We start from the raw sequence: 21,099 nt of genomic DNA on the forward strand, positions 1-21,099 counted from the left end.
CTCCCCCGCATGCGTGGGAGGGGACGCCAGCACCATGGCCCATCGCCAAGTCCGAACCTGGCTCAGGATACGGTGATCGTGGCGCGAGGCGAAGGGCGGCGGCAAAAGGCGAAGGGTGGGGTGATCATGCGAGCCCCCGAAGCATCACTCCATCTTTTTCAGCTTGCGCCGCCAATGGCGGACCTGGCGCTTGACCTCGCGCGGGGCGGTGCCGCCGAAGCTCGTCCGGCTGGCCACGGACTTCTTCACCGAAAGCACCGAGAACACATCTTCGGTGATCCCGTCATGGATCGCGCGCAATTCGTCGAGCGACAGCCGTTCCAGTCCGACGCCTCGCGCGGCCGCGACCGCCACGGCCCGGCCCGTGACGTGATGGGCCTCGCGGAACGGCAGGCCCAGTTCGCGCACCAGCCAGTCGGCCAGATCGGTGGCGATGGAATAACCCGCCCCGGCGGCCTTGCGCATCGCGGCCCGGTCGATCTGCATGTCCGCGACCATGCCGGTCATCGCCGCCAGCGCAAGGCCGAGCGAGGCGGCGGCATCGAAGACCTGCTGCTTGTCCTCCTGCATGTCCTTGGAATAGGCGAGCGGCAGGCCCTTCATCACCGTCAGCAGCGCGACCAGCGCGCCGTTGATCCGCCCCGTCTTGGCGCGCACCAGCTCGGCCGCGTCCGGGTTCTTCTTCTGCGGCATGATCGACGAGCCGGTGGAAAAGGCATCCGACAGCGCAACGAAGCCGAACTGCGGCGTCGACCAGATGACGATTTCCTCGGCCAGTCGCGACAGATGCGTCGCGCAGATCGAGGCGACCGACAGGAATTCCAGCGCGAAGTCCCGGTCCGAGACCGTGTCGATGGAATTGCGCGTCGGGGCCGAAAAGCCCAGCGCCTCGGCGGTCATCTGCCGGTCGATGGCAAAGCCCGTGCCGGCGAGGGCGGCCGCGCCCAAAGGGCATTCGTCCAGCCGTTCGAGCGCGTCCCTGACCCGCGACAGGTCGCGGCCGAACATTTCGGCATAGGCCATGCAGTGATGGCCGAAGGTGACCGGCTGCGCGGTCTGAAGATGGGTGAAGCCGGGCATGACCGTGCCGGCCTCCGCCTCGGCGCGGTCGACGAACACGGTGATCAGCGCTTTCAGCGCTTGCGCTGTCTCTTCCAGTTCGGCCCGCACCCACATGCGGAAATCGAGCGCCACCTGATCGTTGCGCGAGCGTGCCGTGTGCAGTCGCCCGGCGGCTGGTCCGATCAGTTCGCCCAGCCGCGCCTCGATGTTCATGTGGATGTCCTCGAGTGCGCGCGAAAAGGTGAACCGGCCTGCCTCGATCTCTGAACGGATCGTGTTCAGCCCGTCGACGATTGCGTCACGGTCGCCACTGGAAATGATGCCGGTGCGTGCCAACATGGTGGCGTGGGCGACCGACCCGTCGATATCCTGGACATAAAGGGCCCGGTCGAAGTCGATCGAGGCGTTGATCTCCTCCATGATCGCGGCGGGCCCGGTTGCGAACCGTCCGCCCCACATCGAATTGGATGCAGCCGCATCGGCCTCGTTTTGCTTGGATGAACTGGACATGGAAGACCCGTCTGCCAATAGGGAAGAAAAACCGTCGCCGACACGGCGCAAGTGGACGCTGGGCGCCCTGACCGCGATCGTGATCGGCGTCGCCGCGGCGCTGGGCTCGGCGGGCATATACGGGACCGTCGGGTCCTCTGGCAATGGCGTCGACGCGGCGGCGACCACGAGCGCCGGCCGATGCGTGGCGAACGGGCCTGTCGCGGCGGCCATCGAGCCGCACCTGACCGGCGACATCGCCGCCATGGCGCTCAGATCCGATCCCGAAAACCTCTCGCAGCTTTCCTTCAATGACGGCGATGGCGAGACGATCACCCTGGCCGACACCGGCGCCCGGCTGCGGCTGATCAATCTGTGGGCGACCTGGTGCGCGCCCTGCCGCGAGGAGATGCCCTGGCTCGACACGCTTCAGGCCGAACGCGGCGGCGACGACTTCGCGGTGGTGGCGATTTCGGTCGATGGCGGCTCGGACGCAAAGCCGCGCGCCTTCCTCGACGAGATCGGTGTGTCGCGCCTTGCCTTCTATCACGACCCGACGATCGAAGTGTTCAACGCCATGCGCCGCCAGGGCCTGGCGCTGGGTCTGCCGGTGACGCTGCTGGTCGACGACAATGGCTGCGTGATCGCCAACATGAACGGACCCGCCCACTGGTCGAGCCCGGACGCCTTCGAGATGATCGACGCGGCGATCGCCGCGAACCGGTCGCGTTGACCCGCGCTCAGGCCGCCTGCACGAACGGGCTCGGCTCGCCGGTCTCCAGATAGGTCTTCAGGCCCGAGGCGATGCGCGCCCAGCCTTCGCGCACGCCGTCCTGATCGGCCGGCAGATCGTAGTGCACGATGGTGAACTTGCAGGTCTCGCCCTGCGGTTCGATCTCGTAGACATAGCGCGAAGCCCGGCGGTCCTCGCCCCAGACGGGCTCGAACGTCATCTCGATGCGGCTCATCGGCTCGATCGACACGATTTCGCCGCCCAGCATCAGGCTGCCGTCGGGGCCGTGATAGTCGAAGCGGCCGCCCTTTTTCAGTTCGGTGTTCAGCCTTGCCCCGGCGATATAGAAATGCGGGGTCTTCTCGCCGCTGGTCAGCGCGTCCCACAGCGCCTCCGGCGTTGTCCTTATGAAGGTCTCCAGCACGAAATCGGGCTTTGTCTGCGTGGCCGTCGTCATGGGTCGGTCTCCTTCCAGCTCTGCCTTCAGATCGAGGGCCATCCTGGCCATCGGCTTTTGCACCAGCGGCTCGATCCACCGGTCGATGACCTGCTGGAGCGGGACCGCGTTCAGATAGTGGTGCTTGAAGCGCCCCGAGCGCCGCGTCACCACAAGGGACGCTTCCTCCAGCACCTTCAGGTGCTTCATGACGCCGAACCGGCTCATGCCCAATTGCCGTTCGAGCTCCGACAGCGTCTGGCCATCCTTCCTGCGAAGCATGTCCAGCAGCTTGCGCCGGGTGTCGTCGGCGAGCGCCTTGAAGATCGCATCCACGGCGCCAGCATAGGTGACAATTAAGTCACGTGTCAATACGGTCACGTGAAATCGCGGCCTCTCCGTTAACCTTTGCCGACCCGCACGCCCATTCCGCAGCGCAACGAATCGTCAAAGTTGTGCCCGCGCATGCGGCAGTGCCCCAGATATGGTAGGAACAAAGCGCTAACACCGCGCAAGGGCCGATTCGTCGCCGATTCGTTCGCGCGCGGTTCCGAACGTTAACGAGACCTTGCCGAAGTCCTAACGGGCATGGTTAACAACCGGTAAAGGAAACGATTTGAATTCAACATGTTAACCAGGCTGGCCGCGATCTGCGGCATAGCTTTCGCGCAGCGCCGCGCGACCGCTTTCGCACCCGGTTTTTCGCGCGCGACGCCGTCCACAATTGGTGGCGGTTCGGCGACGGCCCCCCACATCTGGAGCGGAACAAATATGCAACCCATGCGAGTCAGCGATTCGTCACCGATTCGTTCCAGACTCGTTCCGGTTGTCGGCGGTTGACCCGCCCCGCCTTGGCGAAGCACGCTTGAGTGCCTATCTGCGCGCCTGCAAGAGGGCCCAGCGTGTCGACCGGGGCCCGACGGCGATCATCACTGGCCAAAGCACTTTTCCATGACCGCCCGATTTCCGAACCCGATGAGCGCAGCACCGGCACGTGTCGCCGGCGATCGCGTGCAGGCCATCCTGGGCCCGACCAATACCGGCAAGACGCATCTGGCCATCGAGCGCATGGTCGCCCATTCCTCCGGCGTGATCGGCCTGCCGCTGCGGCTGCTGGCGCGCGAGGTCTATGGCCGTGTCGCCGAACGGGTTGGCACCGACAGTGTCGCCCTGATCACCGGCGAAGAGAAGATCGCCCCGCCCAGGGCGCGCTATTCGGTGTGCACCGTCGAGGCCATGCCGCGCGAGACCGACGCGGCCTTCGTGGCCATTGACGAGGTGCAGCTTGCCGGCGATCTCGAGCGCGGCCACATCTTCACCGACCGCCTGCTCAACATCCGCGGTCGCGAGGAGACGCTGCTGCTCGGTGCCGGCACCGCCGCGCCGATCCTGCGCCAGTTGCTGCCGGGCGTGGGCGTCGCCTCCCGCCCGCGCATGTCGACCCTGTCCTACACCGGACCGCGCAAGTTGACCCGCCTGCCGCGGCGGTCGGCAATCGTCGCCTTCTCGGCCGACGAGGTCTATGCCGTCGCCGAACTCATCCGCCGCCAGCGCGGCGGCGCCGCCGTCGTGATGGGCGCGCTCAGCCCGCGCACGCGCAATGCGCAGGTCCAGCTTTTCCAGTCCGGCGACGTCGACTATCTGGTCGCCACCGACGCCATCGGCATGGGTCTCAATCTCGATGTCGATCACGTTGCCTTTGCCCAGTTGCGCAAATTTGATGGCCACACCTTCCGCGACCTCACGCCGCCGGAAATGGCGCAGATCGCCGGGCGCGCCGGCCGCCATGTCCGCGACGGCACGTTCGGCGTTTCGGCCCGCGTGCCCCCGCTCGACGACGAATTGGTCGAGCGCATCGAGTCGCACGACTTTTCCCCCCTCAAGGTGCTGCAGTGGCGCAGCCGGCAGCTCGACTTCACCTCGCTCGGCGCACTCAAGGCCTCGCTCGAGCAGCCACCCGAAGCGCCCGGCCTGACCCGTGCCCTGCCCGCGGTCGACCAGCGCGCGCTCGAATTTCTCGCCCGCGACGAGCAGATCGCGCGGCTGTGCGACCGGCCCGAGACGATCGAGCGGCTCTGGGAGGTGTGTTCGCTGCCCGATTATCGCAAGATCGCGCCGGCCCAGCACGCCGACATCATCTCGACCATCTTCGGCGATCTGGTCGAGCGCGGCCATGTCGACGAGGACTACATGGCCAGCCAGGTGCGCCGCGCCGATCGCACCGATGGCGAGATCGACACGCTCTCGCACCGCATCGCGCAGATCCGCACCTGGACCTACGTGTCGAACCGGCCCGACTGGCTCGCCGACCCCGCCCATTGGCGCGAAAAGACCCGCATCATCGAAGACAAACTCTCCGACGCCCTGCACGAGCGCTTGACGAAACGCTTCGTTGATCGCAGGACTTCCGTGCTCATCAAGCGCCTTAAAGAGAACACGACCATGGACGCTGAAATCAGCCAGGCCGGCGATGTGACCGTCGAGGGCCACCATGTCGGGAAGCTGGACGGCTTTCGCTTCACCGCCGACAGGAGCGCGGAGGGCGAGGATGCCCGGGCGATCAAGGCCGCCGCCCAGAAGGCCCTGGCTGCCGAGTTCGAGGCGCGCGCCGACCGTTTCGCCGCCGCGCCCAATGCCGATTTCGCGCTGGGCATGGACGGCTATCTGCGCTGGCTCGGCGCCCCGGTGGCCTCGCTCACCGCCGGCGAGGACTGGCTGACGCCCAACCTGGTCCTTCTGGCCGACGAACAGTTCACCGGCCCGGCGCAGGAAAAGGTGCGCGGCCGGGCGCAGCGTTTCGTCAGCCATCACATCGAGACCCATCTCAAGCCGCTGACCGACCTGAAGAAGGCCGACGAACTGTCCGGCATCGCCCGCGGCATCGCGTTCCGCCTGATCGAGAATTTCGGCATCACCCAGCGCCGCGACATTGCCGGCGACATCAAGTCGCTCGACCAGGACGGCCGCGCCGCGCTGCGCCGTTACGGCGTGCGCTTCGGCTATTATCACATCTTCGTGCCGGCGCTGATCAAGCCCGCCCCGGCCGGGCTGATGACGCTTCTTTGGGCGGTCAGGAACGACGCGCGCGACAAGCCCGGCTACGGCGATGTCGTCAATCTTCTGGCCAGCGGCCGCACCTCGCTCGTCACCGACGAGAGCTTCGAGCGCACCTTCTACAAGCTCGCCGGCTATCGCCATCTCGGCCCGCGCGCGGTGCGCATCGACATTCTCGAGCGCCTTGCCGACCTGATCCGGCCCTGCATCTTCTGGAAACCCGGCAGCGCCCTGCCCGACGGCGCCTATGGCGATGGCCGCTTCGTCGTCACCCCGGCCATGCTGTCGATCCTGGGCGCCACCGCCGAGGACATGAGCGAAGTGCTCAACGCGCTCGGCTATCGCCACGAAAAGGTCGACGCCGAGGCGGCCGAAAGTGCCATTTCCGCGCTGCGCGCCGAGCACGCACCGAAGCCCGCCGAGCAGCAACAGCCCGCCACGACCGGCGACACGCGCACCGACGGCGAAGCCGGAGCGGCGTCCGAACAGGCGCCGGACCAGGCGCCCGGGCCTGCCACGCAGACGCCGCCCCAGGCGGACACCGCCGCAATGCCGACACCATCCGCACCGCAGCCTGCCGCTACCGCCACGCAAGCCGGCCCGGACGGCGCGAGCGAAGCACCCGCAGGCGCTGCACTGCCCGAAGCGGCGCCCGCACCGTCCGCACCGTCCGCAGCGGCACAGGGACCCGATGTCCGGCCCAATGGCGATGCGACCGCGCATGGTGAGCCGCCGGCGAAGTCGCCCGAACCGTCCCCGGAAGGCGCGGCACCGGAAGGATCGGCACACAAGGAGGAAAAACCGCCCGTGCTCGTCTGGCGCCAGGCGCGTTTCGAACGGCGCGGCGACCGCCACCGTGGCCGCCGCACCGCCGACGGAGAGGACCGGCCGCCGCGCACCCGAAATGCCAGGGGCAAGGGCAAGGGCAAGGGCAAGCCGGCCAACCGCCCCGGCAAGCCCGGCCGCAAGCGCGCTGACGACGCCCCTCGCACCGTGACCGCGCGCCCGCCCAAGCGGGTCGAGCGGCCCGCCGACCCCGATTCGCCCTTCGCGAAATTGCAGGCGCTCAAGGATCAGATGAAGAAATGACCACCGAGCCCGGCGGCCAGGCGACATCCGGCGCCGATCGCCAGCGCATCGACAAGTGGCTGTTCTTTGCGCGGGTGGTCAAGTCGCGGTCGCTGGCCGCCCGTCTCGTCGGCGCCGGCCAGGTGCGCGTCAACGCCGAAAAGGCGACCCAGCCCAGCCGCACGGTCAAGAGCGGCGACGTGCTGACCATCAACCTCGCACGGCGCGTGCTCGTCTACCGCATCGCCCGTTGCGGCAGCCGTCGCGGCCCGGCGACCGAGGCGCGGATGCTGTATGAGGATCTCAGCCCGCCGCCGCCCGAGCGCGCCCGATCGCCGCTCGACCGGCTCGGCCCCGTCCGCGAGACCGGCAGCGGCCGTCCGACCAAGAAGGAGCGTCGCGCCACCGACCGCCTGCGCGGCAATATCTGACGCCATCGGGCGCAACCCCTGCAATGGCGTTCCTTGCCGCCTTTCGCTCACAATGGAATCATTCTAAATCGTGCCAAGGCGACCACCGATCTCCACCCCTGAGGCGGTTGCGGCCGAAAACAAAACCTCTTAAGTCAACTTTGCGGCGTGTAAACCTGGAGTGACACCGTGACCTACATCGTGACCGACAACTGCATCCGCTGCAAATACACCGATTGCGTGGAAGTGTGTCCGGTCGACTGCTTTTACGAAGGCGAGAACATGCTCGTCATCCATCCCGACGAGTGCATCGACTGCGGGGTGTGCGAGCCAGAATGCCCGGCCGACGCGATCAAGCCCGACACCGAGCCCGGTCTGGACAAATGGCTCAAGCTCAACACCGAATATTCCGAGAAGTGGCCCAACATCACCATGAAGAAGGATCCGCTGCCCGACGCCGACGACTATGACGGCAAGCCGGGCAAGTTCGAGGCGTTCTTCTCGGCCGAGCCCGGCGAAGGCGACTGACGGCAATCGGGCAGGTTCGGGCGCGCGGCCGGTCGACGGGCTGTGAACAGAGCCGCGTCGGGACGCCGCAGCGCAACCCAAACCATTGAAAAACGCACGTTTTCGTGCTATGTGTGTATTAATGTCGTTTTCAGCCACGATGCTTGGCGCGCAGTTGCGCTATTCCAAGAGGTATTGAGCCGGGTCAAATCGGTTGCACGGAGGAGCGTTATGTCCTCCGCAACGGGTTCTTCGCGGCATTTTCGTGCGTGCAAACGGTGTTGCCGAACGGCATGAGAGCAACTGGAGCGACGGCCCACGGGGTCGGACAGGGAGTAACAACAATATGGCAGCTTCGCCCAAGAAGACCTCGCAGCGCCAGGGATTCAAGACCAACGAATTCATCGTCTATCCGGCCCATGGCGTCGGACAGATCACGGCCATCGAAGAGCAGGAGGTGGCCGGCCACAAGCTCGAACTGTTCGTCATCGAGTTCCAGAGGGACAAGATGCGCCTGAAGGTTCCCGTCGCAAAGGCCCTGTCCATCGGTATGCGCAAGCTGGCCGAGGGCGGCTTCGTCGACCGTGCGCTCAAGGTCCTGCAGGGCCGTGCCCGGGTCAAGCGCACCATGTGGTCGCGCCGCGCGCAGGAATATGACGCAAAGATCAATTCGGGCGACCTGATCTCGATCGCCGAGGTCGTGCGCGATTTGTATCGTGCCGAGAACCAGCCCGAGCAGTCCTATTCCGAACGCCAGCTCTTCGAGGCCGCGCTCGACCGCATGGCGCGCGAGATCGCTGCCGTCAAGAAGGTTTCCGAGACCGAGGCCGTGCGCCTGATCGAGACCAATCTGAAGATGGGTCCCAAGCGCGCCGCCAAGGCCGAGAACGACGAGGCCGGCTCGCAGGAACAGGCGGCCTGAACCGCATCGACCCGGCGTGCCGCGGCCGTGCCGGAATTTCGAAGCCTTCAGCCGGCCGGGCCCTCCCGGCCGGTTTTTTTGGCCCGCTCTAGCGACCTGGAATCGCCGGGCGAATCGCGTTCGCGGCCGTTTCCACGCTTGCATCACGGCTTCGTGATGTGAACCGATCCGACTTTCGTCGCGTATCTCCCATAGCGCTCAAGTCAAGCGTGCAAGGGAGACCGCGATGAAGTCAGAGCCCGCACGACGCGATATGGTCCGCATGGCCATGCAGGCCCCCTACCTGGAACGCGACGAGGAACAAAGCCTCGCTGTTCGGTGGAAACAGGCTGCCGACCAGGAAGCGCTTCACAAGATCACCACTGCCCATATGCGGCTGGTCATTTCCATGGCCGCCAAGTTCCGCAGCTTCGGATTGCCAATGAGCGATCTCATCCAGGAAGGCTATGTCGGCCTGCTGGAGGCGGCGGCCCGCTTCGAGCCCGAGCGCGAGGTGCGTTTTTCCACCTATGCGACATGGTGGATCCGCGCATCCATGCAGGACTACATCCTGCGCAACTGGTCGATCGTGCGCGGCGGCACCTCCTCGGCGCAAAAGGCGCTGTTCTTCAACTTGCGCCGTCTGCGCGCCAAGCTCGCGCGCGGCAGCCGGCCCGTTTCGCAATCGGCCATGTACCGGCAGATTTCCGAGGCGCTCGGCGTTGCCGAAAAGGACGTCGCGCTGATGGATTCGCGCCTGTCCGGCCCCGATACCTCGCTGAGCGCGCCGGTTTCCGATGACGAGGAGAGCGGAGCTTCGCGCATGGATTTCCTCGTCGACGACCGTCCCCTGCAGGACGAACTGGTCGAAGAGAGCATCGACACCGAGCGCCGCTCCGTTTGGCTGCGCGAAGCCATGGGCGTGCTCAACGACCGCGAAATGCGGATCATTGCCCGGCGCCGCCTGTCCGAGGAGGGCGCGACGCTCGAATCGCTGGGCACCGAGCTTGGCATTTCCAAGGAGCGGGTCCGCCAGATCGAGAACCGGGCGCTGGAAAAGCTGCGCACCGCGCTTGTCAGGGACAATCCGGCCGTTGCAGCCACCTATGGGTGATCACGCAACCGGCCGGCTGCCGTTCGGTCCGGCGGCGGCCCGCTTGCCGTTTCGGCTCGGTGCTTCGCACTATTGGGTGACGATCTTGTAGAGTTCGCCGGCCTGCACGTCCTCGCCGGGTTCGAGCCCGTTGAGCACGCGGAAAAAGCCCGGCAAATCGGTCGCGCCCTGCATCTGCGCTGCGATCGAACCGACCGTGTCGCCCCGTTCGGCACGCACGATGCGCAGCCGCAACGGCCGGAGCCCGGACTTTTCGGCGTCCGACAGAAGCCGGAAACCCTGCCGGCTCTGGGCGGCGAGATCGGCCAGCCCCGGCGCGCCGACCGGCACGGCAACCAGAATGCGGTACACCTCGCCGCGCGCCCGCAGGACCGTGACATCGAACTGCCAGCGCCCGACGCTCGCTTGTGCCGTTGCGGCATCGAGCCCGTTGATCCTCAGCGACCGCACGGTCTCCGGCAGCAGCCCTTCCACCCAGCCGCTCCTCAGATAGGCCGTCAGCGACTGCCCGCGCGGCACGTCGGCCCCATCGAACCGGATACCCGCGCCATCGCTCGCGCGCGCGGCGAGCACCGCCTCGGGCCGGTTCTCGATCTGGAAATCGGGCGGAAAGTCGAGCGCGACGCCGAGCCCGACATGGGCATAGGTCTGCCCGCGCACATAGCCCTCGTCGGGGCTGTCGCCGAAGAGCATGCCGTCAATGCCCGCCAGATAGGCCGCGCGGTCGCGGCTGCCCACGCCGCGCGGGCCGAACTTGCGCGCATGGCCGAGCGCCAGCGCGGCACGCTGCGGCGTCGAGGGGTGGGTGGACAGGAAGTCGAGGCTGTTCTCCTGCGAGCCCGATCCGCTCTTGAAACTGTTGAACGCACCCATCGCCTTTTGGAAATCGGCCGCCGCATAGGGATCGAAGCCCGCTTCACCCATCGCCGCGATGCCGATCGCGTCGGCCTCCAGCTCCTGGTTCCGCGAAAACTGGGCCAGCGCGATCTTGCCGCGCACGAGGGCGCGCTTGCCGGCCGCCTTGTCGGTCAGGACATCGGAGACGACGCGCCCGGCCAGTTCGGCCTCGGCCTCCTTCTGCTGACGCAATATGCCGTGATTGGCGGTCACATGCGCCATTTCGTGGGCAATGACGGCGGCCAGCTCCGCCGAATCGTTGGCCACGGCCAGAAGCCCGCGCGATAGGTAAAGATAGCCGCCCGGCAGGGCGAAGGCGTTGATCACCGGCGAATCGAGAATGGTGATCTGGTATACCTGGCCGGGATTGTCCGAGACCGTGACCAGTTCGCCGACGATGCCCGCGACCATGCGCTCGAGCCGCGTGTCCGCGTATTCCCCGCCATAGGAGGCCAGAATCCGCGGATGCTGTGCCGCGCCCATTCGGGCAAGCCGGCCGGAGCGTACATTGTCGGCGACCACCGGCCGGTTCGAGGGCGACACGCCAGCCTGCGAGCCCAGATCCGCCATCGACACGCAGCCGCTGGCCGCCGCGCCGAGCGTGGCCACGCCGACCACGCGCCACAGACGGCCGGCAATCATGGCACTGAAGCTTTTCACTATGCGCACCCCTGCGGCGATCACGCCGACATGCCCAAATCAAGCCAGTTATGACTAATTCATGGTTAACGAGCGTGACATGCCGGTGACCTTGGCATCGTCATGCGCGCCGAATCTGTCAAAACCGCGTCAACTGCGGCCCTGATGTCGACCAAGATAGGCGCGCACCACGCCATTGTCATCCATCTCGAGCACATTGCCGAGCGGCCCCTGCGCATGCACGGCACCTTCGGCCAGGAAGACGACGTCGCGGGCGATGCGCCGCGCGTCCTCCGGCTCGTGGGTGACCATGATGACCGTCATTGCCGTCGATCTGTGCAGATCGGCCACCAGATCGAGCATCGACAGGCGCAAGGCCGGTCCCAGCGAGCCGAACGCCTCGTCCAGGATCAGCACCGGACAGGCCCGCACGAGCGCCCGCGCCAGCGCCACCCGCTGGCGCTCGCCGCCCGACAATTCGCCGGGCCTGCGCGCTTCGTAGCCGGCCAGCCCGACGCGGGTCAGCGCCTCCGACAGCCGGGCCCTGTCCCGCGCATCAAGGCGCATGCGCGGCGAAATGCCCAGGCCCACATTGGTTCGCACATCCAGATGGGCGAACAGATTGTTCTCCTGAAAGACGCAGGAGACCGGCCGGTTGGCCGGCGCCAGGCTTGTCACGTCCCGCCCGCCGATACGCACGCGCCCGCTCAAGGGCCGTTCGAATCCCGCGATCAGCGAGATCAGCGTCGACTTGCCCGACCCGCTCGGACCCATCACGGCGGTGATGGCGGCCGATGCGAAGGCGCAGTCGAACCGCATGCGGGTGGCGCCGGCCCCGGTCCCGTAGGCAAAGCCGAGATCCTCGCAGATCACCCCGCGATCGTCGTCCGCCTTCATCGCCGCCGGCTCCCGCGGTCGCCGCGCCGGCGCGCGAAATGCTCGGCCGCCAGCATCGATGTCATCGTCATCGCCGTCAGGATCAGCGCCAGCCCGGCAGCGTCCTGCGTGCGATAGCTGCCCATTGTCTGCAGGATCAGATAGGGCAGCGTCTGCACCTCGTTGGAGCCGAACAGCGCGATCACGCCGAGATCGCCCAGCGACAGGGCGAAGGCAAAGGCGAGCGCGGCGATCAGTGGCGCCCGCAATACCGGCCAGGTCACCAGCCGCCAGCGTGCCCGGCCCGAAATGCCCAGATGGGCGCACAGCCTGCCGTGGCGCTCGGCCGAGGCGAGCATGGCCGGCAGCAGCATGCGCGCCGCAAACGGCATGGCCATCGCCGCATTGACCGCGACCACCATATAGGGAGCGGCGGCGTAGACATCGCTGACAAGGCGCAGCGCGATGAACCAGCCCGCCGAGATGACGATGGGCGGGACGACCAGGATCAGCGAAGGCGCCTGCGCGAGCGCCTGCTCGGTCAGCGATGCGGCGCCGTGAAACCGGCGTCGGCCCGCCAGCACGGTCACGCCGCTGCACAGCGCAAACGCCAGCATCAGCGCGAGCAGGGCGGCCGATGCGCCAAGCGTCAGGCTGGTCGCGGCCGCATCGCGCACCGCCGCCTGTCCGGCGAGCCCGGCAAGATCGCTCGCCAGCCCGCCCACGGTGACCGCGATGAAGGGGCCGACGACGAAAACGGCGGCGAGCGCGGGCAGCAAGAGCACCGCGACAAGCCACACCCGGCGGTCCGCGCGCATCGGCCGGCGCGCGCGCTCGCCGGCAACGGAGAACCCCGCCTCCACCGAACCGCCAGCGCCCGCCAGCAGCGCCACGGCCGCGAACGTCACGGCAAGCTGCAGAAAGGTCAGCACCACGGCCCGAAGCACGTCGAAATCGAAGGTCAGCGCCTGGTAGAGCGCCACCTCCAGCGTCGTCGCGCGCGGCCCGCCGCCGAGCGTGAGCACCACGGCGAAGGACGTCACGCACAGCATGAACACCAGCGATGCGGCGCTCGCTGCCGCCGGACGTATCAGCGGCCAGTGCACAAAGCGCAGACGGCTGACCGGCCCCATGCCGAGCTGGCTCGCCAGCCGCTCATACTCGGGCGCGATCGTGGCCAGCGCGCCGAAGACGATCCGTGCGGCGAGCGGCAGGTTGAAGAACACATGCGCGATCAGGATGCCCGGCAGGCCATAGATCGTCGGCAAGTCGATGCCGGCGGCGCCGAATGCGCCGGTCAGCCAGCCGCGCTCGCCATAAAGGGCGACGACCCCCAGCACGGCGACGATCTGCGGCAGGGCGAGCGGCAGCGCGAACAGCGCCAGGATGGCGCGGCGCACGGCATTGTCGCGCCATTCATGCAGCGCAAGGGCAACGGCGATACCAAGGACCACGGAGATCAGCGTCGAAAGCGCCGCCTGCCACAGCGTGAAGCGCACCGCGCGCCAGACGGTCGGATCGCTCAGATGGCCGGCGATCGCCGCGCCGGCCCCGGGCGCGGCGGCCTGTGCGACCAGCGCACCGATGGCGACCGCGCACAGCGCGACCAGGAACCCGCCGGCCAGCCAGGCGGCCGGCAGGGCGCGCATCGAGGCGATCATCGCGGTGCGGCCGTCACCGGCTGAACGCTTCGAGCCATTCATCGACCCATGCGTCGCGGTTCTCGGCCACGGTTTCGGGGTCGAACAGAAGCGCCCTTTCGGGGTCGACGAGCCGGTCGAAGGCCGGATCGAGCGGGCCGGCGGTCTCGGCGACCGGCAGCATCCAGTTGGTTTCGGGGATGATCGACTGGAATTGCGGACCCGTCATGAACGCGAGGAATTGCTGCGACAGCCGATTGTCGGAACCCTGAACGGTCTGCGCGGCGACCTCGATCTGCATGTAGTGACCTTCCTTAAAGGCCATCGCCTGGTATCGGTCGGTGCCTTCGGCGATCATGTGATAGGCCGGCGACGTCGTATAGGACAGCACCATGGGCACCTCGCCGCCGGTGAACAGGCCGTAGGACTCGGTCCAGCCGGGCGTGACCGTCAGCACCCGCTCGGCGAGCTCGGCGTAGGCTTGCGGTGCGTCCTCGCCATAAAGGTACCGGATCCACAGCATCAGCCCCAGTCCCGGCGTCGAGGTGCGCGGGTCCTGGATGACGATCTTGTGCTCGCTGTCGAGCGAAAGGAATTGGGCCATCGACTCCGGCGGATCGGCGATCGCCTCGGTGTCGTAGACCACGGCGAAATAGCCGTAGTCGAACGGCACGAAGATGTCGTTGTTCCAGCCGCCGGGCACGTCGAGTTCGCCAAGCTCAAGTCCGTGCGGCGCAAAATAGCCCGTCTGCCGCGCCTCGGCCATCAGATTGGTGTCCAGACCGAGCACGACATCGGCATCGGTGCGCCCGCCCTCCAGCCGCAGCCGGTTGAGCAGCGCCACACCGTCGGCGACGGAGACGAATTGCAGGTCGCAATCGCATTGCGCCTCGAACGCCTCCTCCACCTGCGGACCCGGCCCCCAGTCGGCGGCGAAGCTGTCATAGGTGTACACGGTCAGGGTCTGCCGTTCGGCGTCCGCCTCCTGGGCGAGCGCCGGGGCGGGCCCGGCGACGCCGATGGCGACCGCCGCAATGGCGCTGGACGCTACGCGAAAATGGCCGTGCATGGCGGCACCTCCTTCATTCGTTTCGATCGGGGATGAGGCGCCGTCGGACCGTCGGCCCGAGCCCGCGTCTAATCCCTACGCCGGTGCTAACCGGATCAGGTTCCTCGGGTTGGCGATGACGCCTCTCAGCCGTTGTCGGCACCCCGTTAGCGCTCCCACGATCTAGCATCGCGTCCCGCGCCCGACAAGGCCGCTCCGCCCGTGCCAAAGGGCGCTCTTGGCGACAGCGGCCCTGGCGCGCTATGGGCGGCCATGAACGATCGACTTGCCAGTCCCCAAAGGGTTGCCGTCCTTCTCGACGGCGATCTGGTGCCCACCGCGCGCCTCGCCGCCCAGCTCGAGGGCGCGGTCGCCATCGCCGCCGATGGCGGCATGCGCCATGCCCAGACGCTGGGGCTGGAGCCGGTCCTTTGGGTCGGCGACTTCGATTCCGCGCCGGCCGAGCTGCGCGCCCGCAACAACCACGTGCCGCGCCGGGATCACCCTTGGCGCAAGTCGATCTCCGATGGCGAACTGGCGATCGAGCATGCCCTTGAAAGCGGGGCGCGCGAACTCATCCTGTGCGGCGCGCTGGGCGGAACGCGCAGCGACCACATGCTGTTTCACATCCTTTACGCCGACGCGCTGGCGCGCCGGACCGGGACCGCGATCATCCTGACCAGCGGCATCGAGGAGGCCCGCCCGATCCTGCCCGGTCAGACGCTGGCGCCCGGCCTTCCCGCCGGCACGGTGTTCTCGATCATCCCGCTGACGACGTTGACCGGTCTGACCATCTCGGGCGCCGACTGGCCGCTCGACGGCGTCGAGGTTGCGCAAGGAAGCTCATTGACTCTGTCCAACATTGCGCGTCAAAACATGGCCGTCACACTCGGGTCGGGAACCGCTGCCATGTTGGCGACGTTGGCGGTGTGACCGTTCACACACCTCGATCCTGTAGACGGGGTAGACATTGGCAGTGGTAACACAGGAGACGATACCATGAAAATTGTAACCACAATTGCCGCCATGTTCCTTGCTGGCGCCATGCTGGCAGGCTGCACGACAGGCGAACAAAGGGCGACAGCCGGCGCTGCGCTCGGTGGCGGCATCGCTGCCGTGACGGGCGGTTCGACAGGCCAGATCATTGCCGCATCGGTGACCGGCGCCGCCGCCGGCGTGCTGCTCGACACGCTCGACAACGGCCGCACCTGCCGTTACCGCAATCCGAACACCGGCAACACCTTCATCGGCGACTGCCCCTGACCGGTTCGGAATTGTCCGTGTCCAGGCAGGACCCGCATCAGACGGGGCTTGCCTGACCGTTTGAGGCATTGATGGCCGTCCGGTCCGACCGACCGGACGGTCGTTGGGCGAATGATGGCGAGGCATGGCCGCAGCCGCGCCGCTTATGCGGCTTGAAGACATCACGCTGACCTTTGGCGGCAAGCCGCTGCTCGAAGCGGTGTCGTTTTCCGTGCATGCCGGAGAGCGAATGGCGCTGGTCGGCCGCAACGGCTCCGGCAAGTCGACCCTTCTGAAGATCGCCGCGGGTCTGGTCGAACCCTCGTCCGGAACCGTGACGACCGAGCGCAATGCGACGTTGCGTTATCTGCCCCAGGCGCCCGACTTCGGCGACCGGTTAAACCTGCACGATTACGTGGCGAGCGGGCTTGGCCCACTCGACGACCCATTCCGGGCCGACATGATGCTCGACGCGCTCGGGCTCGACCCGGCCAGGGCGCCGACCGGGCTGTCCGGCGGCGAAGCGCGCCGCGCCGCGCTCGCAAGAACGCTCGCGCCCCGGCCCGACATCCTGCTGCTCGACGAACCGACCAACCATCTCGACCTGCCGACCATCGAGTGGCTGGAGGGCGAGCTTGCCCGCTCGGCATCGGCGATGATCATCATTTCGCACGATCGCCGGTTCCTGGAAGATACCAGCGGCGTCACGCTCTGGCTCGACCGTGGCGCGGTGCGCCGCAACAGTCACGGTTTTGCCACCTTCGAGGCCTGGCGCGAGAAGACGCTCGAGGAGGAAGAGCGCGAACTGCACAAGCTCAAGCGGCAGATCGTCCGCGAGGAGCACTGGCTGACCTATGGTGTGACCGCGCGGCGCAAGCGCAACCAGCGGCGCCTTGCCGGTCTGCACGACCTGCGCCGGCGCTTCCGCGAGCACGAGCGCGCCCAGGGCAACGCACAGCTCGCGCCGACCGGCACCGAGAGCTCGGGCAAGCTGATCATCGAGGCCGAAGGGATCGGTAAGACGGTGGGCGAACGCAGGCTGGTCGATGCCTTCTCGATCCGTGTGCACCGCGGCGACCGCATCGGCATTGTCGGCCCGAACGGCGCAGGAAAGACGACGCTGGTGCGGCTCCTGACCGGCGATCTTGCGCCCGATGCCGGCCGCCTGCGCCACGGCGCCAGTCTGCATACGGCTGTCGTCGACCAGAACCGCGCCGCGCTCGACCCCGACGAAACCCTCGAACATTTCCTGACCGACGGACGCGGCCAGTCGCTCGTCGTCGGCGGCGAGCAGAAGCATGTCGCCTCCTACATGAAGGATTTCCTGTTCAAGCCCGAGCAGGCGCGCACGCCGGTTCGCGAATTGTCAGGCGGCGAAAAGGCCCGGCTCGTGCTCGCGCGCCTGCTGGCGCGGCCGGCCAACCTTCTGGTGCTCGACGAGCCGACCAACGATCTGGACATGGAAACGCTCGACCTGCTGCAGGAAATGATCGCCGACTTCGACGGCACGGTCCTGCTGGTCAGCCACGATCGCGATTTCCTCGACCGCACGGTCAATGCCGTGATCGCGCCTGACCCGGAGCGGCCGGGCCGCTGGCTCACCTATGCCGGCGGCTATTCGGACATGGTGGCCCAGCGCGGCAACGGTGCGGGCAAGGGCGAAGCCGGAAAGGGCGATGCCGGCAAGGCCGCCCGCCGGGAGAAGTCCGAACCGCGCAAGAACAAGCCGCAAAAGCCGGCCGCCGCGCCCGCTAGGCTTTCCTTCAAGCACAAGCATGCGCTCAAAACCCTGCCCGGCGAGATCGAGGCGGCGACCGCCGAGATCGCCGCGCTCGAAGCGAAAATGGCCCGCCCCGATTTCTTCGCCCGCGACCCGGACGGGTTTGCCAGGGCGGCCGAAAGGCTCGAGACGCTGCAGCGGCAAAAGGCCGAAAAGGAAGAAAAGTGGCTCGAAATCGAGCTCCTGCGCGAGGAGCTCGAGGGGTGAGCGATTACAAGTCAGTCATGTGACTGACATCGGTTCAATCGCCTGGCCGCCCAAGCCGGTGGCATGCCGCATCAGCTGAAGAACTGCCCACCATTCGCCGAGATCGTCGAGCCGGTGATGAAGCCCGCATCGTCCGAGGCCAGGAAAGCCACGCAGCGGGCGATCTCTTCGGGCTCGCCCAGCCGCCCGGCCGGGATTTGCGCGATGATCTGCTCGCGCACCTTTTCGGGCACCGCCATCACCATCTCGGTCGCGATGTATCCGGGGCAGACCGCATTGACCGTGATGTTGTTGCGCGCGCCCTCTTGGGCGAGGCTGCGCACGATGCCGATGTCGCCGGCCTTTGTCGCCGCGTAATTGGTCTGCGCGAACTGGCCCTTCTGGCCGTTGACCGAACTGATGACGATCACCCGGCCGAACTTGCGTTCGCGCATGCCCGGCCAGACCGGATGGATGGTGTTGAACACGCCGGTCAAATTGGTGTCGATCACCTCTTTCCACTGCTCGGGCGTCATCTTGTGAAACGGTGCGTCGCGCGTGATGCCGGCATTGGCGACGACCACCTCGATCGGGCCGAGATCGGCCTCGACCTTCTCGATGCCGGCCTTGGATTCGTCATAGTCGGCGACGTTCCACTTGTAGGTCGCAATGCCGGTCGCCTCGGTGAAGGCCCGGGCCTTTTCGTCATTGCCCGCATAGGTGGCCGCGACCGTATAGCCGGCATCCTTCAGCGCCTTGGAAATCGCCTCGCCGATCCCGCGCGTTCCTCCCGTGACAAGCGCCACTTTGCTCATGATTGGTTCTCCTCCCTCTAGAGTCGGTCGTCGGTCGTCGCTCGCCCGTCGACTGGCCCTTCGACCAACGACCCACGAACCACGACCGACGTGTGGATCAATCCCGTTCCACGCACATCGCAACGCCCATGCCGCCGCCGATGCACAGCGTGGCAAGGCCCTTCTTGGCGTCGCGGCGGGCCATTTCGAACAGCAGCGTGTTGAGCACGCGCGCGCCCGAAGCCCCGACCGGATGGCCGATGGCGATCGCGCCGCCATTGACGTTGACGATCTCGGGGTTCCAGCCCATGTCCTTGTTGACCGCGCAGGCCTGGGCGGCGAAGGCCTCGTTGGCTTCGACCAGATCGAGATCGTCGACCTTCCAGCCGGCCTTCTCCAGCGCCTTGCGCGAGGCGGGAATCGGCCCGGTGCCCATGATCTGCGGGTCGACGCCGGCGGTCGCCCAGGAGACGATCCGCGCCATCGGTGTGATGCCGCGCCTTTCGGCTTCCGCCGCGCTCATCAGCACCGCCGCCGCGCCGCCATCATTGATGCCAGACGCGTTCGCCGCCGTGACCGTGCCTTCCTTGTCGAAGGCCGGCCGGACCTTGCCGACACCGTCCATCGTCACGCCGTGCTTGATGTATTCGTCCTCCTCGACGACCGTCTCGCCCTTGCGGTGCTTGACGGTGTGGGCGACGATCTCGTCCTTGAACTTGCCGGCCTTCTGCGCCGCTTCGGCCTTGTTCTGGGAGGCGACGGCGAACTCGTCCTGCTGGTCGCGGGTGAGTTGCCACTGGCGCGCCACGTTCTCGGCCGTGTTGCCCATGTGATAGCCATAGAACGCATCCATCAGCGCGTCCTTGAGCATGGTGTCGACCAGCTTGACGTCGCCCATCTTGGTGCCGCCGCGCAGGTGCTGGCAGTGCGGCGCCATGGACATGGATTCATGGCCACCGGCGACCACGATCGCCGCGTCGCCCAGCGCGATCTGCTGCATGCCGATCGCCACCGCGCGCAGGCCCGAACCGCAGAGCTGGTTGATGCCCCAGGCCGTCGTCTCCTGCGGGCAGCCGGCCTCCATCGCCGCCTGGCGCGCCGGGTTCTGCCCCTCGCCGGCGGCGAGGATCTGCCCCATGATCACCTCGTCGACTTCCTTCGGATCGACGCCTGCGCGCTCCAGCGCGCCCTTGATCGCGGTCGCGCCCAACTCGTGCGCCGGAACGGTGGCGAACGATCCGTTGAACGCGCCGACGGGCGTGCGCGCTGCGCTGGCGATGACGATTGGCTGCATGATGCGTCTCCTCGGACAAGCTGACGGTTACGACACGGCAAGGCGCTTGCCGCGGGCGTGGTTTGCCACAGATTCTGGCACATGCCTATTGGGTAAAGGGCTATAGGCGAAGATGGAAGACCTGCAGCATCGACCATGCTGCGAGCGCTTTGGTGCGTTGCAAGAAACGCTTTGAATTCGGCCAAATCCCACGCTACTGTTTCATCGAGCGACATAAATGTCAGGGGCGCTGACATGGCCCGATGCCGATAGAGGAGGTCGCAATGGCCAAGAACGACGGCGCAACCATCATCAAGAAATATGCCAATCGGCGCCTCTACAACACCGGCACCAGCACCTATGTGACGCTCGACGACCTGGCCACCATGGTCAAGGAGGACATCGACTTCACCGTCCAGGACGCCAAGTCGGGCGAGGACATCACCCATTCGGTGCTCACCCAGATCATCTTCGAGCAGGAAGCCAAATCCGGCCAGACCATGCTGCCGGTCTCGGTTCTGCGCCAGTTGATCTCGTTTTACGGCGACCAGATGCAGATGGTCGTGCCCAGCTACCTCGAGCATTCCATGGCGGCCTTCGCCAAGGAGCAGGAGCGCATCCGCGAGCAGATGACCGACATGATCGGCAAGTCGCCCATGGACGTCATGGCGACCAGCCAGCAGATGATGCGCGAGCAGACCGAGCGCAACATGGCCATGTTCCAGGAGGCCATGAAGATGTTCAATCCGTTCACCGTGCTCTCGGAGATGCAACCCGGTTCCGGCGGCAGCCAGACCGCCAATGGCGAGGACGCAAGCGCCGACGATCTTCAGGCCATGCGCGAGCAGATCGCCGAAATGCAGCGCAAGCTGGACAAGATGGGGTGAGGAGCCGGTCCGGGGGTCGTCGGTCGATTCGACACGGCCAACGAGATACGGACGACGACCGGC

The 21,099-nt window shown here is 66.8% G+C and carries 18 protein-coding genes and 1 riboswitch; of the genes, 10 read left to right on the top strand and 8 right to left on the bottom strand.

The window, feature by feature from the left end; translation table 11 throughout:
- Nucleotides 1-144 precede the first annotated feature (144 nt).
- Nucleotides 145-1,572 carry an argininosuccinate lyase gene (gene argH / locus RBB34_RS16275; protein ID WP_306120298.1) on the bottom strand — a complete coding sequence of 476 codons (1,428 nt, stop codon included), beginning with the start codon at nt 1,570-1,572 and terminating at the stop codon, nt 145-147.
- On the opposite strand from argH, the gene RBB34_RS16280 reads away from it, so the two are divergent.
- Nucleotides 1,571-2,284, top strand: coding sequence for a TlpA disulfide reductase family protein (locus RBB34_RS16280; protein WP_306120299.1), 714 nt, complete (start codon nt 1,571-1,573; stop codon nt 2,282-2,284). The genes argH and RBB34_RS16280 overlap by 2 nt on opposite strands.
- 7 nt (nt 2,285-2,291) lie before the next feature.
- Here RBB34_RS16280 and RBB34_RS16285 read toward each other — a convergent pair whose 3' ends face one another.
- The gene (locus RBB34_RS16285) at nt 2,292-3,092 is read right to left on the bottom strand and encodes a metalloregulator ArsR/SmtB family transcription factor (protein WP_306120300.1); all 801 of its coding nucleotides are present in this window, start codon (nt 3,090-3,092) and stop codon (nt 2,292-2,294) included.
- A gap of 579 nt (nt 3,093-3,671) precedes the next feature.
- Between RBB34_RS16285 and RBB34_RS16290 the strand changes: the two genes are divergently transcribed.
- The 5 genes from RBB34_RS16290 to RBB34_RS16310 all read left to right on the top strand — a co-directional run bounded on the left by RBB34_RS16290 (nt 3,672) and on the right by RBB34_RS16310 (nt 9,774).
- The gene (locus tag RBB34_RS16290; protein WP_306120301.1) at nt 3,672-6,863 is read left to right on the top strand and encodes a helicase-related protein; all 3,192 of its coding nucleotides are present in this window, start codon (nt 3,672-3,674) and stop codon (nt 6,861-6,863) included.
- Nucleotides 6,860-7,273 (top strand): RNA-binding S4 domain-containing protein, encoded by a 414-nt coding sequence (locus RBB34_RS16295; RefSeq protein ID WP_306120302.1) that lies wholly within the window; start codon nt 6,860-6,862, stop codon nt 7,271-7,273. Before RBB34_RS16290 ends, RBB34_RS16295 begins: the two co-directional genes overlap by 4 nt.
- A 168-nt stretch (nt 7,274-7,441) precedes the next feature.
- Nucleotides 7,442-7,780 carry a ferredoxin FdxA gene (gene fdxA / locus RBB34_RS16300; RefSeq protein WP_306120303.1) on the top strand — a complete coding sequence of 113 codons (339 nt, stop codon included), beginning with the start codon at nt 7,442-7,444 and terminating at the stop codon, nt 7,778-7,780.
- Between the two features lie 325 nt (nt 7,781-8,105).
- Nucleotides 8,106-8,681, top strand: coding sequence for a CarD family transcriptional regulator (locus tag RBB34_RS16305; protein WP_306120304.1), 576 nt, complete (start codon nt 8,106-8,108; stop codon nt 8,679-8,681).
- A 226-nt stretch (nt 8,682-8,907) separates the two neighbouring features.
- Nucleotides 8,908-9,774: an RNA polymerase factor sigma-32 gene (locus tag RBB34_RS16310; protein WP_306120305.1), complete on the top strand. Its 867-nt coding sequence runs from the start codon at nt 8,908-8,910 to the stop codon at nt 9,772-9,774.
- Nucleotides 9,775-9,843: 69 nt separating this feature from the next.
- On the opposite strand, the gene RBB34_RS16315 is transcribed toward RBB34_RS16310, so the two are convergent.
- From RBB34_RS16315 to thiB, 4 genes are all read right to left on the bottom strand, one after another.
- Complete coding sequence (locus RBB34_RS16315) at nt 9,844-11,241, bottom strand: M48 family metalloprotease (protein WP_306120340.1); 1,398 nt, start codon at nt 11,239-11,241, stop codon at nt 9,844-9,846.
- Between the two features lie 219 nt (nt 11,242-11,460).
- Nucleotides 11,461-12,129: an ATP-binding cassette domain-containing protein gene (locus RBB34_RS16320; RefSeq protein ID WP_306120341.1), complete on the bottom strand. Its 669-nt coding sequence runs from the start codon at nt 12,127-12,129 to the stop codon at nt 11,461-11,463.
- A gap of 74 nt (nt 12,130-12,203) precedes the next feature.
- On the bottom strand, nt 12,204-13,835 hold the full coding sequence (locus tag RBB34_RS16325) for an ABC transporter permease subunit (protein WP_306120306.1): 1,632 nt from the start codon (nt 13,833-13,835) through the stop codon (nt 12,204-12,206).
- 25 nt (nt 13,836-13,860) lie between these two features.
- Entirely contained in the window at nt 13,861-14,895 is a 1,035-nt protein-coding gene (gene thiB / locus RBB34_RS16330; RefSeq protein WP_306120307.1) for a thiamine ABC transporter substrate binding subunit, read from the bottom strand.
- 55 nt (nt 14,896-14,950) lie between these two features.
- Nucleotides 14,951-15,051: riboswitch (TPP riboswitch) on the bottom strand.
- A gap of 96 nt (nt 15,052-15,147) precedes the next feature.
- On the opposite strand from thiB, the gene RBB34_RS16335 reads away from it, so the two are divergent.
- The 3 genes from RBB34_RS16335 (at nt 15,148) to RBB34_RS16345 (ending at nt 18,103) form a co-directional block, all read left to right on the top strand.
- Nucleotides 15,148-15,807, top strand: a complete 660-nt coding sequence (locus RBB34_RS16335; protein ID WP_306120308.1) for a thiamine diphosphokinase — start codon at nt 15,148-15,150, stop codon at nt 15,805-15,807.
- Nucleotides 15,808-15,873: 66 nt separating this feature from the next.
- Nucleotides 15,874-16,137, top strand: coding sequence for a hypothetical protein (locus RBB34_RS16340; protein ID WP_306120309.1), 264 nt, complete (start codon nt 15,874-15,876; stop codon nt 16,135-16,137).
- A 124-nt stretch (nt 16,138-16,261) separates the two neighbouring features.
- Complete coding sequence (locus RBB34_RS16345; protein ID WP_306120310.1) at nt 16,262-18,103, top strand: ABC-F family ATP-binding cassette domain-containing protein; 1,842 nt, start codon at nt 16,262-16,264, stop codon at nt 18,101-18,103.
- A 71-nt stretch (nt 18,104-18,174) separates the two neighbouring features.
- Here the strand turns inward: RBB34_RS16345 and phbB are convergent, their stop codons facing one another.
- The gene (phbB, locus tag RBB34_RS16350; RefSeq protein ID WP_306120311.1) at nt 18,175-18,897 is read right to left on the bottom strand and encodes an acetoacetyl-CoA reductase; all 723 of its coding nucleotides are present in this window, start codon (nt 18,895-18,897) and stop codon (nt 18,175-18,177) included.
- Between the two features lie 97 nt (nt 18,898-18,994).
- Nucleotides 18,995-20,170 (bottom strand): acetyl-CoA C-acetyltransferase, encoded by a 1,176-nt coding sequence (locus RBB34_RS16355; protein ID WP_306120312.1) that lies wholly within the window; start codon nt 20,168-20,170, stop codon nt 18,995-18,997.
- A gap of 263 nt (nt 20,171-20,433) precedes the next feature.
- On the opposite strand from RBB34_RS16355, the gene phaR reads away from it, so the two are divergent.
- On the top strand, nt 20,434-21,036 hold the full coding sequence (phaR, locus tag RBB34_RS16360; RefSeq protein ID WP_306120313.1) for a polyhydroxyalkanoate synthesis repressor PhaR: 603 nt from the start codon (nt 20,434-20,436) through the stop codon (nt 21,034-21,036).
- Nucleotides 21,037-21,099: the final 63 nt, after the last annotated feature.

The sequence above is a fragment of the Roseitalea sp. MMSF_3546 genome (assembly GCF_030732865.1).
In the GTDB taxonomy this organism is placed as follows: domain Bacteria; phylum Pseudomonadota; class Alphaproteobacteria; order Rhizobiales; family Rhizobiaceae; genus Roseitalea.

Bases quoted from the DNA above. Each gene is read 5' to 3' on its own strand.
- RBB34_RS16280 (WP_306120299.1), top strand. From the start codon at position 1,571: ATGGAAGACCCGTCTGCCAATAGGGAAGAAAAACCGTCGCCGACACGG.
- argH (WP_306120298.1), bottom strand. From the start codon at position 1,572: ATGTCCAGTTCATCCAAGCAAAACGAGGCCGATGCGGCTGCATCCAAT.
- RBB34_RS16290 (WP_306120301.1), top strand. From the start codon at position 3,672: ATGACCGCCCGATTTCCGAACCCGATGAGCGCAGCACCGGCACGTGTC.
- RBB34_RS16295 (WP_306120302.1), top strand. From the start codon at position 6,860: ATGACCACCGAGCCCGGCGGCCAGGCGACATCCGGCGCCGATCGCCAG.
- RBB34_RS16305 (WP_306120304.1), top strand. From the start codon at position 8,106: ATGGCAGCTTCGCCCAAGAAGACCTCGCAGCGCCAGGGATTCAAGACC.
- RBB34_RS16310 (WP_306120305.1), top strand. From the start codon at position 8,908: ATGAAGTCAGAGCCCGCACGACGCGATATGGTCCGCATGGCCATGCAG.
- RBB34_RS16315 (WP_306120340.1), bottom strand. From the start codon at position 11,241: ATGGCGGATCTGGGCTCGCAGGCTGGCGTGTCGCCCTCGAACCGGCCG.
- RBB34_RS16320 (WP_306120341.1), bottom strand. From the start codon at position 12,129: ATGCGGTTCGACTGCGCCTTCGCATCGGCCGCCATCACCGCCGTGATG.
- RBB34_RS16325 (WP_306120306.1), bottom strand. From the start codon at position 13,835: ATGCGCGCCCTGCCGGCCGCCTGGCTGGCCGGCGGGTTCCTGGTCGCG.
- thiB (WP_306120307.1), bottom strand. From the start codon at position 14,895: ATGCACGGCCATTTTCGCGTAGCGTCCAGCGCCATTGCGGCGGTCGCC.
- RBB34_RS16335 (WP_306120308.1), top strand. From the start codon at position 15,148: ATGAACGATCGACTTGCCAGTCCCCAAAGGGTTGCCGTCCTTCTCGAC.
- RBB34_RS16340 (WP_306120309.1), top strand. From the start codon at position 15,874: ATGAAAATTGTAACCACAATTGCCGCCATGTTCCTTGCTGGCGCCATG.
- RBB34_RS16345 (WP_306120310.1), top strand. From the start codon at position 16,262: ATGGCCGCAGCCGCGCCGCTTATGCGGCTTGAAGACATCACGCTGACC.
- phbB (WP_306120311.1), bottom strand. From the start codon at position 18,897: ATGAGCAAAGTGGCGCTTGTCACGGGAGGAACGCGCGGGATCGGCGAG.
- RBB34_RS16355 (WP_306120312.1), bottom strand. From the start codon at position 20,170: ATGCAGCCAATCGTCATCGCCAGCGCAGCGCGCACGCCCGTCGGCGCG.
- phaR (WP_306120313.1), top strand. From the start codon at position 20,434: ATGGCCAAGAACGACGGCGCAACCATCATCAAGAAATATGCCAATCGG.